Source organism: Mycobacterium sp. DL99, from assembly GCF_004762045.1.
Classification (GTDB): Bacteria; Actinomycetota; Actinomycetes; order Mycobacteriales; family Mycobacteriaceae; genus Mycobacterium.
Genome location: NZ_SJOM01000007.1, coordinates 681618 through 698969, shown reverse-complemented (window position 1 = coordinate 698969; position 17352 = coordinate 681618). Strand labels below are relative to the sequence as shown.

14 protein-coding genes are annotated in these 17352 nt (G+C 68.3%); 1 reads left to right on the top strand and 13 read right to left on the bottom strand.

Going from position 1 to position 17352, the window contains the following annotated elements; translation table 11 throughout:
• Positions 1-3: 3 nt before the first annotated feature.
• From eccD to EYZ64_RS03450, 11 genes are all read right to left on the bottom strand, one after another.
• On the bottom strand, positions 4-1431 hold the full coding sequence (eccD, locus tag EYZ64_RS03500) for a type VII secretion integral membrane protein EccD (protein ID WP_135451876.1): 1428 nt from the start codon (positions 1429-1431) through the stop codon (positions 4-6).
• Positions 1432-1433: 2 nt separating this feature from the next.
• Positions 1434-2336, bottom strand: a complete 903-nt coding sequence (locus tag EYZ64_RS03495; protein ID WP_135451875.1) for an ESX secretion-associated protein EspG — start codon at positions 2334-2336, stop codon at positions 1434-1436.
• A 12-nt stretch (positions 2337-2348) separates the two neighbouring features.
• The gene (locus EYZ64_RS03490) at positions 2349-2636 is read right to left on the bottom strand and encodes a WXG100 family type VII secretion target (protein ID WP_135451874.1); all 288 of its coding nucleotides are present in this window, start codon (positions 2634-2636) and stop codon (positions 2349-2351) included.
• A 29-nt stretch (positions 2637-2665) separates the two neighbouring features.
• On the bottom strand, positions 2666-2959 hold the full coding sequence (gene esxG, locus EYZ64_RS03485) for a type VII secretion system protein EsxG (RefSeq protein ID WP_067765159.1): 294 nt from the start codon (positions 2957-2959) through the stop codon (positions 2666-2668).
• Between the two features lie 61 nt (positions 2960-3020).
• On the bottom strand, positions 3021-4598 hold the full coding sequence (locus tag EYZ64_RS03480; protein ID WP_135451873.1) for a PPE domain-containing protein: 1578 nt from the start codon (positions 4596-4598) through the stop codon (positions 3021-3023).
• A gap of 1 nt (position 4599) precedes the next feature.
• Complete coding sequence (locus EYZ64_RS03475) at positions 4600-4911, bottom strand: PE family protein (protein ID WP_135451872.1); 312 nt, start codon at positions 4909-4911, stop codon at positions 4600-4602.
• Positions 4911-8879: a type VII secretion protein EccCa gene (eccCa, locus tag EYZ64_RS03470; protein WP_135451871.1), complete on the bottom strand. Its 3969-nt coding sequence runs from the start codon at positions 8877-8879 to the stop codon at positions 4911-4913. Before eccCa ends, EYZ64_RS03475 begins: the two co-directional genes overlap by 1 nt.
• Complete coding sequence (gene eccB, locus EYZ64_RS03465; RefSeq protein WP_135451870.1) at positions 8876-10432, bottom strand: type VII secretion protein EccB; 1557 nt, start codon at positions 10430-10432, stop codon at positions 8876-8878. Before eccB ends, eccCa begins: the two co-directional genes overlap by 4 nt.
• The gene (eccA, locus tag EYZ64_RS03460; protein WP_135451869.1) at positions 10429-12198 is read right to left on the bottom strand and encodes a type VII secretion AAA-ATPase EccA; all 1770 of its coding nucleotides are present in this window, start codon (positions 12196-12198) and stop codon (positions 10429-10431) included. The genes eccB and eccA overlap by 4 nt, the downstream gene beginning before the upstream one ends.
• A gap of 183 nt (positions 12199-12381) precedes the next feature.
• Positions 12382-13275, bottom strand: a complete 894-nt coding sequence (locus EYZ64_RS03455; RefSeq protein ID WP_135451868.1) for a class I SAM-dependent methyltransferase — start codon at positions 13273-13275, stop codon at positions 12382-12384.
• 30 nt (positions 13276-13305) lie between these two features.
• Entirely contained in the window at positions 13306-14208 is a 903-nt protein-coding gene (locus EYZ64_RS03450) for an oxygenase MpaB family protein (RefSeq protein WP_167857694.1), read from the bottom strand.
• 76 nt (positions 14209-14284) lie between these two features.
• Here EYZ64_RS03450 and EYZ64_RS03445 point away from each other — a divergent pair, with 76 nt between their 5' ends.
• Complete coding sequence (locus tag EYZ64_RS03445; RefSeq protein WP_135451867.1) at positions 14285-14899, top strand: TetR/AcrR family transcriptional regulator; 615 nt, start codon at positions 14285-14287, stop codon at positions 14897-14899.
• 67 nt (positions 14900-14966) lie between these two features.
• On the opposite strand, the gene EYZ64_RS03440 is transcribed toward EYZ64_RS03445, so the two are convergent.
• Together EYZ64_RS03440 and EYZ64_RS03435 are read right to left on the bottom strand one after the other, a co-directional pair.
• Positions 14967-16376 (bottom strand): carboxylesterase/lipase family protein, encoded by a 1410-nt coding sequence (locus tag EYZ64_RS03440; protein WP_135451866.1) that lies wholly within the window; start codon positions 16374-16376, stop codon positions 14967-14969.
• 2 nt (positions 16377-16378) lie between these two features.
• Positions 16379-17287 (bottom strand): MBL fold metallo-hydrolase, encoded by a 909-nt coding sequence (locus EYZ64_RS03435; protein WP_135451865.1) that lies wholly within the window; start codon positions 17285-17287, stop codon positions 16379-16381.
• Between the last annotated feature and the right edge of the window lie 65 nt (positions 17288-17352).

The following is a 17352-nucleotide window of genomic DNA, read 5'->3' as shown; positions in this document are numbered from 1 at the left end:
TCATCACCTGTCGAGGACGAGGCTGAACAGCCCGATGAGGAAAGCCATCACCGGAATCAGCGAGGCGTCGAGGCCGGTGGCCAGGAAGCCGACCAGGCGGCGCATCGGCAGCGAGTACGTGTCCGGCGACGCGGCCCGCGGATTCAGCGCCGCGACAACCCACACCACCACCAGGGCGGCCAGCACGGCCAGCGCCCACCACGCGGCCTGATAGCGGCCGTCGATCGCGAAGGCCACCAACAAGACAACGGTCAGCAGGTAGGGATGCCCCAGCAGCCATGCCTTGCACGAGGCCGAGTCCCAGACCCGGGCCCGCAGGGCGGCACCGAGCGCACCGGCCACCACGACGTACCAGGCCCACGGCGACGCGGTCGGCGAACCGACCAGCGCCAGTGACCCGGCCACACCGAGCAGCACGCCCGCGGCGATCACACCGGTCTGATGCGACTGGCTCACCCGGACCCGGCGCGGCAGGTCGGCCAGCACCGAAAGCGGCTGCGCCGACGGGGACGGATCGCCCGGCGCCGGGATGACCGGCAGCGGGAATCGGGCCCACATCGCGGACAGCTGGGCGGCCTGAACGGTGACCACGAGGGCGATGACGATCAGCGCACACCCGATGACCGTCGAGTTGATCTCCCACAGCGAGGCCGCTCCGGCGACCAGCAAGACGCCGGCTCCGGCCACCGCGGTCGCGGTGAACACCGCGATGCCCCGGTCATCGGGCGAGCTCGCCATGCTGATCAAGGACCATGCGGCGACTCCGGCCGCCGCCAGCAGAATGCTGGGCGCACCGAAATCGCCTGGCACACCGAGCGCGAACACCGCCGCGACAGGAACCAGCGCGGTGGCGGCCAGCGCGGTGGCCAGTACCGGGGAGCGGCCCCTGGTCGACAGCGCGGCCAGCACGGTGGCGATGGCGATGCCGCCGACGACGAACAGTCCGAGCAGTTCACCGGTCACCACGCGGTGGGCGACGGCCAGGCCGGTGCCCACCAGGATCAGCCCGATCAGGGCCAGCGACGCGTACCGCGCGATGTTCGCAGGGCCCCACGGGCGCTCGCGGGCCGCGGAGAAGATCACGGCGGCGTCGGCGATGTCCTCGACGATGCGCGGGGCAGCCGGCCCGGCGGGAACGGCTTGCAGCGCAAGCAGATCACCGTCCACCACACCGACGGTGTCGAGCGTGGCATCCAGGCTGTACGGCGCACCCCCGACCGGGGCCAGGCTCAGCCGTACCGGGTCGCCGGCGCCGTTGTCGCCGCTATCGGCACCGTCGCCCCCGGCGGGGAGCACGATGCGCTGGACCGCGGGCAGGATCTCACGCAACGGCAGCTCGGACGGCAGGGCCATCTCGGTCAGCCGGCCGCCGTCGTCTCCAGCGGCCAGCACGGCCACCCGGACGATCGGCATCACAGTGTTGTCGGACATTCCTATGCTTTCTGGGTTCTTCTCATGGAGCGTGAATCTCGGTGGGCGTGGTCTTCGGTTGTCGCAACTTCGTCGAAGTCGCGGATGAGCGGCTGGTCGGGGAACCAGGAGCCGCTGGGCAGCGAGGCGGTCAGCCGTTCGACCGCCATCGCGATCGCTTCGGACGTGCCCGCCGTGAAGGTCGAAATCCATTCCCCGTCAAAGGCTTTTGACGGGGAGGCCAGAATCCGTCCCTCGGGGGTGTCGATGATGCTGACCCCCACCTGGGTGGTGACCCGGTGACCGTCACGGTGTTCTCCGGCGACGATCTCGACGTAGGTACGCCGTCCGTCGAACACCGATTCCACGATCGGGCGGGCCGAGGCCGGGACACCGAGGAATCCCAGCACTTCGATCAGCGGGGTGCCGTTGCGGATCTGCTCGTCGGCACGGGCGCCGGCCGCGGCCGGCAGGGCGAACTCCCCGAACCGCGCCGGCCTGCGTTGCGACAGACCGGCGGTGAGCACCGGGACCAGCGCGTGGGGGTGGTGGATGTCCATCTCGGTGAACGTCACCAGCTGCGCGTTGCGCAACACCACAACAGTCCGGCCGGTCGGACCACCTGACCGCGCAACGATGCCGCGCAGCAGATCCCCCGGACCGGAGACAAACCGCAGGTCGAGCCACTGAGTTGCCCGGCAAGCCAGCCGAACCCATTGCGCCACGCGCGGATTGACCTCACCACTGGCGTCGAGCACACCCATCCTGGTCAGTTCAGCGGTCTGCTCGGCGGCGAAGCCGAACCGCTGCGCCGGTTCGCTGTAGGGCGGCGTGATGGCCAGCACCCACGGGTACGCCCCGGCACCGAGTACCTCGGCGAGGAACCAGGCCTGATCGGTGGTCAGCTCGACCGCGTTAGCTCCCACTTGTGCCCGGCATCAGCCCCACTTGGCCCCTTCAGCCGCGTCGCGCGCGCTCATCGACATGGTGTTCATCTCGTGAGTGGACGCCATCGCGCGGTAGGCCCGGGTCAGCTCTTCCATGGCCTGGTTCCACTGCGCCTGCCAGGCCTGGTAGGTCATGGCGGTGTCACCCTGCCAGGCGCTGCTCAGCGCGGCCTGCTCGGCGGCGATGTCGGCGCCGACGGCGTGCAGAGCACCCGAGTAGGTGTTCATCTCCCCGGCGTGAGCCAGCATGGCCGGGTAGTTGTACATGATCTGAGACATGAAAACTCCTGTATCCGTTGCGTGTTCGGCTAGACCGAGGTGTAGGTGCTGGCGGCGGCGGCATCCTGGGCGACGTAGGTGCCCGCGGCGTCGCCGAGGTTGAGCTGCGCGATGTCGAGCAGCGCGTTGACCTTGGCCGACACCTCGACGAACCGGGCGTGTGCGGCCTGGAACGCGGCGGAGGCCTCACCCATGTGGTAGGCCTGCGACGACATGGCGGCCTGCTCGGCCTGCGCGATGGTGCTGCGCATCAGGGCGGCCTTGGCGCCGAACGCGGCCTCGGAGGCGATCAGCTGGGGGATGTGAGCGTCCAACAGACTCATGGTGTTTCCTTTCGGATCGTTGGTGGTGGGTAATGCATCCAGAAATGCAAGAGCGGTCTGGTCAGCTGCGCGAACCCCCTTCCGGATCACCCGGGGCCTCATCGGGGTCCCAGGAACCGGGCAGCATCGGCGAGACGGGGCTCTCGTCGAATCTCTCGCCGGCCAAGGTGGTCAAGCCGGCCGCGGCCGCATCGGATTTCGTTTCGGTGCCGGTGAATCCCACGGTCCCTGCGCCGCTTTCAGATGCACGGACCCGTGGTTCCGGCCGAGGCGCGGGCTCCGGATCCGGCTCCTCGTAGTCCATGTAGGCATCCGCGTAGGCGTGGTCCTCCAGTGCCGCGCCCCGCTTGCGCCGGCGCTTCCGCCGGGCCGCCAGCGACGCCGCCACACCCGAGGCCGCCGCGGGAATTCCGGCGGCCGGTGCCGAGGCACTGGACTTGCCGCCCACTGTCGGGCTGAAACCTTCATCGGGGTCGTTGCCCATCACCGCATATGGCGCTAACGCCGCGGCCGCAACCGGAGCCGGTGCCGCGACTCCACCCGCACCGGCAGCGGGTGCGCCCGCCGGAGCGGCCGGTGCCCCGGCGCCGATCCCTGCCGGGCCCAGGCCCGCCATCGGCAACCCCTGATCAGCCCGCATCGGCACCGGCGGTGCATCGGCCTCGGCGGGAACATCTGCCGGGGCGTCGGTGGGGAGCAGGTCGAGCAATCCCAAGAAGGCAAGGCCGATCCCGAGGAGAGGTACCAGGAAGGGCGACAACGCAGCACCGATCCAGGTGCCCCAACCCACGGGCTGGAAGATCGCCTGATAGAGCACGGCGCCGAGCATCGGACCCCACTCGGCGAGGAAGGCACTCGGATTGGTCAGCAGCGTCTCGATCATCCCCCGGATGCTGCCGAGCGGATCATTCAGGAACTTCAGCAGCTGATCGCTGCTGGGCAACGTCTTGACGTAATCGATCAGCCATTGCGGCAGATTCGGGTACTCGCTGTCTGCCGTCGCGTCGGCACTGGTCAACGCTGAACCGGAATCCGTCGCGGTGGCCTGCGCCATCATCTGCTGCGCGTTGGCCGAGGCGGTACCTGCCTCCCCCACACCGGGTTTGAGAAGCATCGGCGACGGCGTGCTGGCCGGGGCCGCCATGACCGCGGCTCCCGACACGGCCTGGTAGGTGGCCATGGTGGTGGCCGCCTGGATCCACATCCGGACGTAGTCGGCCTCATTGACCGCGATCGGAATCATGTTGATACCGAAGAAGTTCGTGGCGATCAGGACGCCGTGCACGACGTGGTTCAGCGCGAGCTCGGGCAGCGTCGGCATGGTGGCCACCGCCGTGGTGTAGGCCGCGGCCGCCGACTCATGTTGCACGGCCACCGCCGCGCTGTTCGCACTCTGCTGCGCCAGCCAGGTCAGGTACGGCCCGTGGGCGGCGACGTACTGCTCCGAACTCGGGCCCTCCCACGACCCGGCTTGCACCCCACCCAACACGCTGGTGAGTTCTGCTGCCGCCGAGGCGTATTCAGTGCTCAGCGACTGCCAGGCCCCCGCTGCGGCCAGCAACGACCCGGCGCCTGGACCGCTGGAGAGCAGCGTCGAGTGCACCTCGGGTGGTAGGGCCATCCAGATGGGGGCGGTCATGTCAGAGGCCGCGCGCAATCATGTAGGACGAGGCAGCCATCGCGTCGCCGGTGACGTAGCTGGCGCCGGACTCCGCGACGCCGGCACCCGAGCGGCCGAGCTCCTCGACGCCCTGGGCGGCCAGCGTCGAGTGCTGGGCGCCGTGCACGCTGAACCCCGTCGCGGTCTGCAACGACACGGCATCCGCGGCAGGCGGGATCACCGCCGAGACCAGGGGGGCGGCCGCGGCGTGAGCGGCGGCCAGACGCGCGGTGAGCGCCTCCACGGCCGCACTCGCGGCGGTCAATCCTTCCGGAACTACCCGCAATGTCATCAGAATTCCTTTCTCCCGTTGTTCACGGACACCGCCGCGTCATCGATGAGTGGGTTGACGAGCTGGACGAACTCGGGCGCGTCGCCGTCGCCGAGCAACATGCCGCGTCCCGCGGGGAACCGGGCGAACCGGTGCCCGCGGAGCTTGCCGCTGTCGGCCGGATTGCCCGACAGCATCAACGTGGTCGCTTGCAGATCATTGAGGCGACGCAACAGCGCCGCGGTCATCACGGCGTGCGCCGATCCGGTGGCCCGTGCCGTCACGATGACGCGCAGACCCAGATCGGAGGCCTCGGCCAGCAGACCCACGATGTTGGTCCACGGGCGCTGCCCCGCGAACGGCCCGCTGACCGCGGGTCCGTCGGGGATCTGGTCCACGTCGTCGATGATCAGGTAGTGGATGTGGCCGTCCGGAGCCGTCCGCTGACGCCAGGCGCTGAGCTCCTGCGGGCTCAAACCGGCCGGCGGACGGCGCTTTTCGATGAGCGCCGACAGACCCAGCATCGCCGGCAGCACGCGGTCGATGTTGGCGGTGTACTCGTTGTCCGGGAACAACGGCTCCTCCACCAGATGCAGCCGTCGGTCGATCACCGTGAAGGCCACCTCGTCCGGCCGCGAGTTCTCGCGGATGGTCCGGATGATGTGACGCAGCAGCGTGGTCTTGCCCGACCTCGTATCGCCGAACACCGCCAGCAGCGGGTTGTTCTTGAAGTCGAGCAACACCGGTGCCAGGTCCTCTTCACGCTGCCCGATGACCACCTGCTCGGGCGCCGGGTACAGCGGCGCCAGCGCGGCCGGGGCCAGGGCGGTGGGCAGCAGGCGCACCGGCGGTGCGCTCTGACCCGAGTAGCGGGCGTTGATGACGACGATGTCGCTCAACTGCGGCTCGGCGAACAGGAAGTGCTCGGCGGCCATCGTCAGGCCGCGGCCCGGCTGATCGGCGGGTACCGAATCGGCCGGCCGACGCAGCGCACCCACCACGCGCACGATGCTGTCGTGGCTGTCGTGCAGCTTGAGCTCCAGGCGCAGGCCCAGGCCGTCACGCATCGCCAGCGGCACCTCCAGCCAGTTCGGCGTGGTGATCACGACGTGGATGCCGTAGGCCAGCCCGGTGTTGGCCAGCTCGGTCACCCTGGCCAGCAACGGGTTACGGGTGTTGAACGTATCCGTGTTGTCCCGGCTGAACGCGTACAGGTTGTCGATCACCAGGAAGACTTCGCCATACCCATCGGCATAGCTGCCCACCCGGCTCACCGCGCCCTGCCGCTGACGGGCCTGCAGCAGCTGCTCGAGCTCGCCGAAAGTACGGCGGATCCGCTCGGGCTCCAGCGGGGTGGCCACACTGCCGACGTGGGCCAGGTCCTCCAGGCCGGCGAGCTGTCCGCCGCCGTAATCCAGGCAGTAGAAGCTCACTTCGCTCGGCGAGTGCAGCGCCGCGGCCGACAAGACGAACGTCTGCAGTGCGGTCGACTTGCCCGATCGCGGACCACCGTGGATCAGCACGTTGGCTGCCGACGAGTTCGCGTCGAACACCAAAGCTTCCCGGCGCATCTCGAACGGCTTGTCGATTTCGCCCAGCGGCCAACGCAGTTGACCGGGCTCCACCTCGGTACGGGCCAGAACGTCGTCCAGGGCGATCGCGTCGTCCAGCGGCGGCAGCCACAGCTTGGGTGCCTGCGGGCCGTAGGCGGCCAGCTGGTCGCCGATGGTGGCGATCAGCTTGCGCGGCGGCGCGGCGTCGAATTCCGGCTCGTTGGTGACGATCACAGTGTCGGGCTCAGGCTCGACGCGCGAGGCGGTGAACAGCTGCGGCTGCGGCAGGGCCCGCACCACGATCGACTTCTCCGCGCGCGGCGGATCGTAGATGCCGTCGACGTAGGTGCTGCGGAACTTGACCGGCACCGCACCCGGCGCGGGCACCAGGAAGCCCTCGCCTTTGTGCTCGCGACCCGATTCGATGTGATAGGCGTCCTCGACCCCGATGATCTGACGGGAGATGCTGGGGCTCGACACCTTCAGGCCGATCCGGTACGACGTGTTCTTGTCGATGTCCTTGATCCGGCCGATGTCCAGGGTCTGCGACGCGAACAGGATGTGAATCCGGAACGAGCGGCCCTTGCGCGCAACGTAATCGAACAGATCCGCGTACTCGGGATGCTCGGCGAGCATCAGGGTGAACTCGTCGGCGACCACGAACAGCGTCGGCATCGGGGGCAGATCATGTCCGGCTGCGATGGCGGCCTCGTACTCGGTGACCGAGTTGAAGGCGCTGCCCTGAACCCGCCGGCCGGCCTCCTTGAGCATCTGCTCACGGCGGGCCACCTCACCGCGCAGGGTATCGGCGAACCGGTCGGCCAGCGACCGCTTCTCGGCCATGTTCGAGATGACCGCGACGACCTGCGGGAAGTTGCGGAAGATGTCGGCGCCGGCCTCGCCCTTGAAGTCGGCGTAGATCACGATGAGCCGCTCGGCGGAGTGAGTGGTCAACAGCGACAACAGGATCGACATCAGCGTCTGGGACTTGCCCGAGCCGGTCATACCGATCATCAGACCGTGCGGACCCATGCCGCCCTCGGCCTCGTCCTTGAGGTCGAAGTACAGCGGCTCGCCGGTGGCGGTGACGCCGATCGGCACCCGTAGTTCGTCGTCGCGGTTGCGCGGAGCCCACAGGTCGGCGACATCCAGCGCCGCGGCATCCGGGATGTCGAGCAGCGTGGTGAAGGTGGCGCCGCCGGTAGCGGTCGACCGCACGTAGCCGGGGTTGGAGTCCCAGCGCGACAACCGCCGCGCGATGTGGGCGGCCGCGGCGGCCGACATCGCGTCGGCCTTGTCGACGTAGGGCTGCCATCCGCTGCTCTGCCACCGCTCGATCCGGCCCTCCGTGACCCGCAGGATGGGCCGCTCGGGGTCGGGGTACTGCTCGCGGTTGGGCAGCTTGTCGCTGCGGTGGATCACGGTCACCCCGGTCAGGCCCGGCTTCCGCGCGATGTCGTCGGGGTCGGCCTCGGGGTCGTCGAGCACGACCAGCAGGTGCTTCAGCGCCTGATCCGCCTCGGCGGGGAATGCCGGCCGCCCAGCCAGGGCCGAATCGAGTTGTCCGCGAAGCTCCGTCACACCGGTGGTCAGGTACCGGGCCGGGCCGACGCCGTCGGCCTGGGACGGAATATCCACGTGCGGCAGCCATTTCAGCCACGACCAGTCATCGGCGTCCACATCGGGCGAGGCCAGCGCCACCCCGAGCATGGTCGGGTCGTGCCAGGTGACGGCCTGGGCGATCCAGGCCCGCAGCGCGTCGCGGACTTCCTCGGCCTCACCGATCACGGTGATCCGGGCGAGCTTGGTGACGTCGATGCCGGAGGGGGCGTCGCGCACGGTGCGCTGCACGTCGAGCAGACCGCGAAGGGTGCTGTGCGACACCGGTTCCAGGTCGATCTCGTCGGCGGAGTCCTTGACCTTCAGCGCCGCATCCAGCGGCACATCGTGCAGCCCGGCGCGCAGCACCAGGAAGTCACGGTCGCGCGGATCGCGCTCCCACTGCCGACGGGTGCCCGGAATGATGGCCAGCGCCTCGGGTTCCGGGTGCGACCACTCCAGCGCCGCACGCTGCTCGGCGGCATGAGCGCGGACGTTGTCCCGTACCACCGACAGGTAGCGCAGGTAGTCGGCGCGCTCGGCGTCGACCTCCTCGGTGCGCATCTTGTTGTCCGACCCGCGGTACATCGCGGTGGCCGCCAGCAGCAGCACGAACGGGAAGAACAGCGTCGTCGGCGAGATCATCCGCATACCGGTGGCCACCAACGCCACGATCATGCCGACGATCAGGATGACGATCAGGAACGGCAGCACGCGACGCAGCAGCGACGGCGGAACCAACCGCGGCAGCTGCGGCGGCGGCTCGATGGTGATGGTGCCCTTGCGGGTGGTCGGCGGAGCCAGCCTGCGCTGGTGCTCGAAGATCAGCCGGCTCATCGAGTTCCCTCCAGGCGGGCAGCATTTGCATTGGACGACAGCGCATCATGTGCGGTCAGGGCGTCGCCACGGGACAGGGTCGGACCGGCCGCGAACTGCGTCAGGATCGACCACGGGATGGGTAGGGCCGGCGCGGTGAGGCCAAGCGCGGCAAGGGTTTTGTCGTGGTCACCGGTGGTGTCGATGCCGTAGCGCACACCGGTGTCGCTGACCCAGAACTGTGATCCGGCGGTCGGCGATCCGGGCTCGGCACCCACGGTCTGCACCAGGTACCCGGTTCCGGGTGCCAGAGCGACGCGGCTGGCGGCACCGTTGGCGCCCGCCCCGACCAGGTCGACGCTGCGCTGTCCGGCAGGAACCGGCACGGCAGCACCGGACAGCAGGCTCAGTCGGCTCTCGGTGGCACCCGCCGGCTTGCTCCACTGAGCGCAGGTCACCGGGACCGCCGAAGCGGACATCAGCTCGAGAACCCGGTCCGGGTAGGCAGCGGTGTCGATGCTGTGGACCGCCGGAGTGCGGGCCACCTCGTCGGCTCCGAGTCGCGGCGGCTGTTGCAGCCCAAAGGAATCGGTGTTGCGCATGATCGCGGCGAGCACCGGGGAGATCGGCTGCAGGCCGTCGGAAAGCACCGCGTAGTAGCGGACGGTGTTGTCGGCCTCGGCGGCCGAGACCACCGCGCCCACCGGCGCCGGCGTCGACAGTTCGAACTGTGCGGGCGCACCCGCCCCGGCGATCGCCGGCGCGGTCAGTGCGGGCGCCTCGGGGATCGCGTTGAACAGGCCCGCCGCGATCGGCCGCGGGGCCGGGATGTCGGAGCCGAAACCGAGTGCATCGGTGACGGCACGGTTGTTCAGGTCGATCGGGCTGCGCTTGCCGTCCCACAGCAGCCAGTCACCTGGGGTGGGGCCGCCGCTGTGGTGCACGAGCACGGCCTGGCCCGCCGGCAGCGGCAGGGCCCGCTCCTCACCGGATCCGAGCGTTCCGGCGATCAGCGTGACTCCGGCGGTCGTTCCCGTATTGCTGTCGCACACAGTCCAATCCGCGTCGGCACTGGTGCTCTGTACCATCCGTTCGGGCGCACCGGGGATACCGAGCAGGTTGCCTCGCGGGTACTTGTCGATCTCACTGGTCTTGACGGTGCTCGGGTTGTCCGCCTTGCCGGTGATCAGCCGGGCCGAGGTCAGGTTGAGCACCGGATGCAGCTGTTCACCCACGCGCACATACAGCGCCGCGGTGGACCGGTCGGCCAGCACAGTGTCGTTACCGGCCGTCCCGCCGGGGCGGATCAACGAGAAGATGAAGCAGCCGACGAGGCCGGTGACCAGGATCAGCGCGCCGGTCAGCACCGCCCGGCTCTGCGTACGCAACGGGTCGACCAGCATGCGGGTGTCGTGCAGCGCCACGCCGGAAGCGATGCGGCGCATGACGAATCGCCAGCCCGAGACCTGATGACGCGTGACGAAGCCGCGCCGGTAGGCGACCTGATCGGGGTTGTCGTTGGACGGTGTGCGGGAGGAGAAGGAGCGGCGCTCGTCAGGTCCCTGGGTGGTCATGCGGGCACCGTCAGGCCCAGGCCACGCAGCAGCGGGGCAGCCGAGTTGTTCACGTCACCGGCGGTGATCGTCATCATCTCCTCGTCGGTGAAGTCGTCGTGGTCGGAATGATCGAGGCGGTACTCGCGCTCCTCCTCGGAACGCTCGACCAGGTTGCGGACGAAGCGGCCGTTACCGGCGATGTCGAGGCTGCGCCGCGGCACACCGTTGGTGTCCGGCATGGTGGCTGCGGCCAGATAGCCGAACAGCTTCTCCATGTCGTCGTGGGCAGCCTTCTCGAATGTGCTGTCGCGCTTCTCGGCCATCCGCTCGGCGATCTCGACGAGTTCGGACGAGGAGTACGACGGGAAGTCGATGCTGCGGGTGAAGCGCGAGCGCAGACCTTCGTTGGTGTCGAGGAACATGTCGAGGTCCTTGCGGTACCCCGCGACGATTACGACGAGCCGGTCGCGGTCGTTCTCCATGCGGGCCAGCAGCGTGTCGATGGCGACCAGACCGAAGTCGTTCTTGGCTCCGGTGGACACCAGCGCGTAGGCCTCGTCGAGGAACAGCACGCCGTCGAGCGCGCTGTCGATGATCGCGTTGGTCTTGGCCTCGGTCTCACCGATGTGCTGGCCGATCAGATCGGCACGGTGCACCTCGCGGACCGTCTCCTTCTTGAGAAGTCCCAGGCCGCAATAGATCTTGGCGACGACGCGGGCGATGGTGGTCTTACCCGTACCGGGAGGACCCGCGAACACCAGGTGGTTGGTGCGCTGGGCCACGGCCAGTCCGCGTTCCTGGCGACGGATCGACATGGCGACCGAACTCTTGAGCCGCGCCACCTGGAACTTCACTTCTTCCAGACCGATGAACTCGGCCAGCTCGGCTTCGGCCTCGACGAGCAGGTGCGCCTTGCGCTCCTTGGCACCCGGGTCGACGAAGTCCGACTCGGTCGGTTCGGTATCCGGGTCCCACGGATCGGTTCGGGCGTCGATGCGTGCGGCGGTGGTGATGAGCAGCCCGAAGGACGAATCCAAAAGGGCCTCTTCGACCTGCTTGTTCTCCGGGTGGGCCGCGAAGAGGTCCTGCAGTACTTCGTTGGCGTCCTCGTCCTCGCCCTGCGAGCGCAAGGTCAGCCCCTTGGCCAGCGCGCCGTCGAGCGCCGCCACCGCGATCGGGCCGGACGGGTCCTCCAAGTACGACAGCGCGGGTGCCAGCATGCCGAGGCGCGCCAGCGCGATGCCGAGGGTGACACGTGCGGCGTGCGCGGTGACCTCGTCGAGCGACGGGTTGGTGACGACCGGGGTGAGCAGACGCACCACATCGGACCAGCGTTCGGCGTGGTGGTTGAACGCCACCCGGAGCCAGGTGGCGTTCAGCCACCCGGGGCGACGGGCCAGCAGTTCGGCCACCAGCGCGTCGGCCTCGGCCCGAGCACCCGAGGCATAACGCCCCGCGGCGTAGGCGAGCTGGAAGTCGTCGACGTCGACGGCCCGGAACTGCAGGTACAGCCCACTGTCATAGGTGAACCCGAGGTCGCCGGCAGCCAGGTCGATCTCCCGCTGCAGCAGACCGGCGCTGCCCCGGGTGCGCCACACGGCGTCGATGACCGGTCCGGACACATCGCCCGCGGCGGCCAGGCCGGTCCAGGCATCACAGTGGTCATGCGCGATCCGCGTCAGACCAGCAAAGCCGGCGCGGGCTGCGTCGAGATCGGCCGGCCGTTGCCGGTCGTTCACCGTCAAGCCCAGCGCACGACAACATGTGGCGAAGCGGCTGATCACATCGCGATCGAGCCGGGGCGCTCCCTGTGTTGGAGCCGCAAGCGTGTCACTACCCATATGCGTGCACGGGAGCGAAGCCCCCGATTCTCTCCCTTATGTATGGCTAAGCTAACTTTTGCTGAAGTTAGCATTGCATAACTTAAGTGTCGAGAGGCACGTACTCGAGCTAGGTCGTGAACTGCCTCACCTTTTAGTCGCAGACACGAGGCTGATAGTTCCCGTCATCCCGCCGGATTCGGTGTCAGGTTCGGGCACGGGCCGACCTACTTCGGCCAGATATTCATGCAACGGTGTCGCCACCGCGTCCCAGCCCCGCGAGCCGAACCACCGATCCGCCGGCTCGTGTTGCTGGTTGTACACGAGCGTGAAAAAGGCATTCTCATCGCCGGAAGACACCGCTTCGGCGCGCTTGGCCTCGAAGGCCTCGTCCGGCATCGGCACCGCCTCCTCGATGCCGACAAAGCTGCCCGGCGCGGCCAGCGCATCGATTCCAGCAAACAGCTGTTCCTGTGCTGCGGCGGGCAGATAGATCAACAATCCCTCGGCGATCCACGCCGACGGCCGCGACGGGTCGAAGCCGCTCTCTTGAAGGGCGCGCGGCCAGTCGTCGCGCAGATCGATCGCCACCTCGCGGCGCTCGGCCGTCGGCGCCTCGCCCAACTGATCCACGGTGTCTCGCTTGAATTCGAGCACCCGGGGCTGGTCCAACTCGTACACCACGGTGCCGTCGGCCCACGGTAGGCGGTAGGCCCGCGAGTCCAGGCCGGCCGCCAACAGCACCACCTGTTGCACCCCGGCTTCGATGGCCCGAGCGAAGTACTCGTCGAAGTACTTCGTGCGGGCGCCCTGGAAATTGACGAAGTTCTCGCCGAATTCGGTCTGCAGCGGATGCTCGGGGTCCGTGCCCTCGACCGCGGTCGTCCACTCGCCCCCGACCGTGCGGCAGAACACCTCGGCATATTGGTCGACGGCGAGAGGATCGTCCTTCTGCGCCTCCAATGCCCTTGAGGCAGCTACGAATAACGCTGTCTGCCCAACGCTCGTGGTGATATCCCAGTTGTCATCATCGGTACGCACCGACGCGAGGGTACGCCGCGAATCTGACAGCTACACCAGTGGTCGACCGGTCCGGATCCGCCAGTCGAGGTCTTTGAGCAGCACGTTGAAGGGGAACTGCCGCAGGAACGCCGGCAGCAGATCGTTGACCGTGCGCAGCACCGCGATCAGCCGGTCGAACCGCTTCTGACTCTTGGCATCCCACGGCAACCGCATCTCGTCGCGGAACCGCTGCGGCAGAAAGCCCGTGGTGATCAGCAGTGCCACCGCATCGAGCCGGCGTTGCACCGCGCGGGGCAACCTCGGATTCTTCGGCCGGCCCGCGGCGATCGGATACAGGTACCCGCGCACGGTGTCGTCGATGTGCAGTTTCTCCAGCGACTCTTCCCAGAAGCGATCGAATGCAGCGCGGTCGGCCGGCCACATCTCCTCGGGCACCTGCAGGGTGGTGCCCATCGTCACGCTGTCCCGGTAGTGACGGTCGGCGGTCTCGTCGTCCAGCTCACCGATGAACATCCGGAACACGTCGACCCCGCCCTTGTAGAGGCACGCCGCCACCCACAGCTGCAGATTCTTGTCGAACGCGTTGTACTTCACCGGGCTGTCCTCGGTGGAGTACACCTGCGCGTGGGCCTTGTTGACCGCGCGCCGGTAGGCCGCCTTCTGGGCATCGGTGCCGCGGGTGGCCACGGCCAGGTAGGTGAAGGTGGTCCTGGCCCGCTTGACCGGGTGCAGATCGGTGCGGCCGCTGTCGACGCGACTCTCGACGACGCCGTAGCCCACGCCGGGGTTCGCCAGCTGCATGATCACGTTCGCCGGACCGGCCAGCAGCGCCACACCCATCAGTCCGTCGTCGAAACTGGCGGTCCGCCGGCGGCGCCTGGGCGCAGCCCCCGGGCGCGACGAGTCACTCATCGCCCGTTCGACATGCGGGATCGGTTCGCTGACCGTCATGGCCACCCCTTCTAAAACTGAGAACATCTGATTCCTGATATTGGCCCGCCGGCCTGACAGGTGTCAAGATGTTGGGGTGAAACAGGTCCGCCCGTACCGCGGCATCGAGGCAGCCGACCGCCTCGCGCAACGGCGCAGCCAGCTGCTGGAGGCGGGGCTGGACTTACTGGGCGGCGAGGACGCGGAGGTGACGGTGCGCGCCGTGTGCCGCACCGCCGGGCTGGCCGCACGGTATTTCTACGAGAGTTTCGGCGACAAAGACGACTTCATCGGCGCGGTCTACGACTGGGTGATCGCCGATATCGCGACCTCGACGCAGGCCGCCGTCGCCGCCGTTCCGCTGGCCGATCAGACCATGGCCGGGATGGCCAACATCGTGCACCTGATCGCCCAGGACCGGCGGATCGGCCGGCTGCTGTTCAGCGTCAAACTGTCCAACGAGGTGCTGGCCCGCAAACGGGTCGAATCCACGGCGCTCTTCGCCACTCTGCTCGGTCAGCACGCCGGCGACGCACTGCACCTGCAGGAGAACGACTACCTCAGGGCCATCTCATATTTCGCGGTCGGCGGGGTGACCCAGACGATCAGCGCATGGCTGTCCGGTGAGGTCGCGCTGTCTCCCGAACAGCTCATCAAGCAGTTGCGCTCGATGCTCGACGCAGTGGCCGGCATGCAGCAACCGGGGAGTTGACCGTGCCGCGCCCGGTGTTGCTGCGTCCCGGCGCGGCACCGCACGTGGCTGCCCAGCCATGTCGGCGTCAGCCCCGGCCGGTGAACCTACGCGTCACCGATGCAGCCCAGCCTGGATCACCCGTGGTGGCATAGCCGACCCAGGCACCGTGCATCTGATCGGCCAATGTGGCGGGAGGCTCGCCGGGCCCGAGCAGCGCAGCCGGGCCGCGCAACGACTCCAGTCCGATCCGGTCGAACACGAACGGCAGCTCAACCCCATGGGCTGCACCCAGCGCGCCGTCCACAGCTTCTGAGCGCCAAGAGAATTCGTAACGGTGGGTACCTGCGCCAGCCAGTTGCTCATGAGCGCGGGCAGTGCGGTCGCTGCCGGAGCGGAACAACGCGTCACCGAGAATCGCTGCACGCAACTCACCCCAGCCCGCACGAGGAAAGCTCGCGCGGTACTGCCGGACCAGGCTCGCCGGGTCGGGGTCCACGCGCGCGGCGAGTCGCTCGACGTCGTCGCGGGTGGTGGAGGCGAGTTGAGACTGCGGAACCAGGTACAGGTTGCCCTCCTCTGTGTTGGTCCCGATGAGCAGGCCCACCTCGGGGTTGAGCTGTTGTGCGGGCTGTTCGGCCAGCACCAAGCTGAACGGGCTCAAACCCAGCAGCGGATCGAAATGTTCTTCTGTGCGCAGATCCAGCCCGGCAAGCTTCGGCACCACCTCGACCAGCCGTTCATCCGAGAGCCGGTCGAAGCCGGCCGCGGTGGGTTCGACACCCAGGGCCTCGGCCGCCGCCTGGGTGACTTGAGTGGCCTGTTCGGGAGCGAACGCACCGAAACCGTTTCCGCTCTGCATGATTGCGCGACGGATCAACCGCTCCACGCCACGAGTCGCCAGCACTCCGGCGGCGACCGTCGCGCCCGCGGACTGGCCGAACAGGGTGACGTTGCCGGGATCCCCGCCGAACTCCTCGATGTTGGTCTGCACCCAGGCCAGCGCGGCCAGCACGTCGAGCAGCCCCCGGTTGGGTACCGCCCCGGGCAGATCCAGAAATCCGGTGATCCCGAGCCGGTAGGTGACCGTCACCAGCACCACGCCGTCGCGGGCGAAGGCGGTTCCGTCGTAGAGCGCCGAGCGGGTGGAGCCGGCTACGAAGCCGCCGCCGTGGACGAACACCATGACCGGACGGCGCTGCGCGTTTGGCGGAGCCCAGATGTTGACCGTGAGATAGTCGTCGCCGCGCACCCAGCCCGGCCCGAAGAAGGGCGACATGTCCAGGCGTCCGAAGCCGTTGCGGGGTGGCTGCGGAGCGGTCGGTCCAGGCCTGGTCGCATCGCGTAGGTCCCGCCACGGTTCGTGGGCGATCGGCACCGCGAAGCGGCCCGCGGCCATAGGCGCTGCGGCGTAAGTGATTCCGAGAAATACCTGCGCCTCCGGGGTCTGGAAACCACGCACGGCACCGGTTGCCGTCTCGACGATCGGATCGTCCATCCTCACGAACCCTCGCTCACCCGGTCGAACGGTGCCCATGCCTTGATCGCGTACCTGTCGCCGTCGCGCATCACCTCGGCACCCCCGTGCCCGCCGAAATGCGCCGGTATCACCAGTGTGTTGGTGTCGGCGGCCTGACCCAGCACCCGCCGCCGGGTGGCCCGCGCCTGCACCGGGTCCTCGCAGTAGCAGCTGTTGGTGTCGGGTTCGACGATCTGCAGCGCCGTGTGCATCATGTCGCCGACGAAGACAGCGCGGTCACTGCCGGACTGCAGCCTGACCACCGCCGAGCCCGGGGTGTGGCCCGGGGCCGCCTCGAGCGCGAGGTTGGCATCGATCTGAAAACCGTCCTCCCACAACACTGTTTGTCCCGCTGCACGGACCGGGGACACACTGTCGAGGAACACGTTGTCCCGCCCTGCGACCGGGTCGCCCCGATTGGCCGGGTTCCAGAAATCGAAGTCGGCCAACGGCATCAGATAGGTGGCGTTCGGAAAGGTCGGGATCCAGTTGCCGTCGTCGAGGTAGGTGTTCCAGCCGACGTGGTCGACATGGAGGTGGGTGTTGATCACCACGTCGACATCCTCGGGAGCGACACCGGCCCGGGAGAGGTTCCCGAGAAAATCGGTGTCCAGGTGATGCCAGACCGGGGCATGCGGCCGGTCCTTGTGATTGCCCACCCCGGTGTCGACCAGGATGGTCCTGCCCTCGCTGCGCAGCAGCCAGGTCTGAATGGCGGAGACGCACACGTCGTTATCGGGGTCGTAGAAGTCGGGCGCCATCCATCCCTCGTTGCGTCGCCACACCTCGTCGGAACTCTCCGGGAAGAACTCCTGGGGCGACAACCGGACCGAGCCGTAATACTCCATCACCCGGGTCACGCTGACGTCGCCCAAAACGATTTCGTTCATGGAACCCAGCCTGGTCACGCCCTGTCAGCTCAGCCAGGCCCCACTGTGCCTACCCCTGGCCGGGA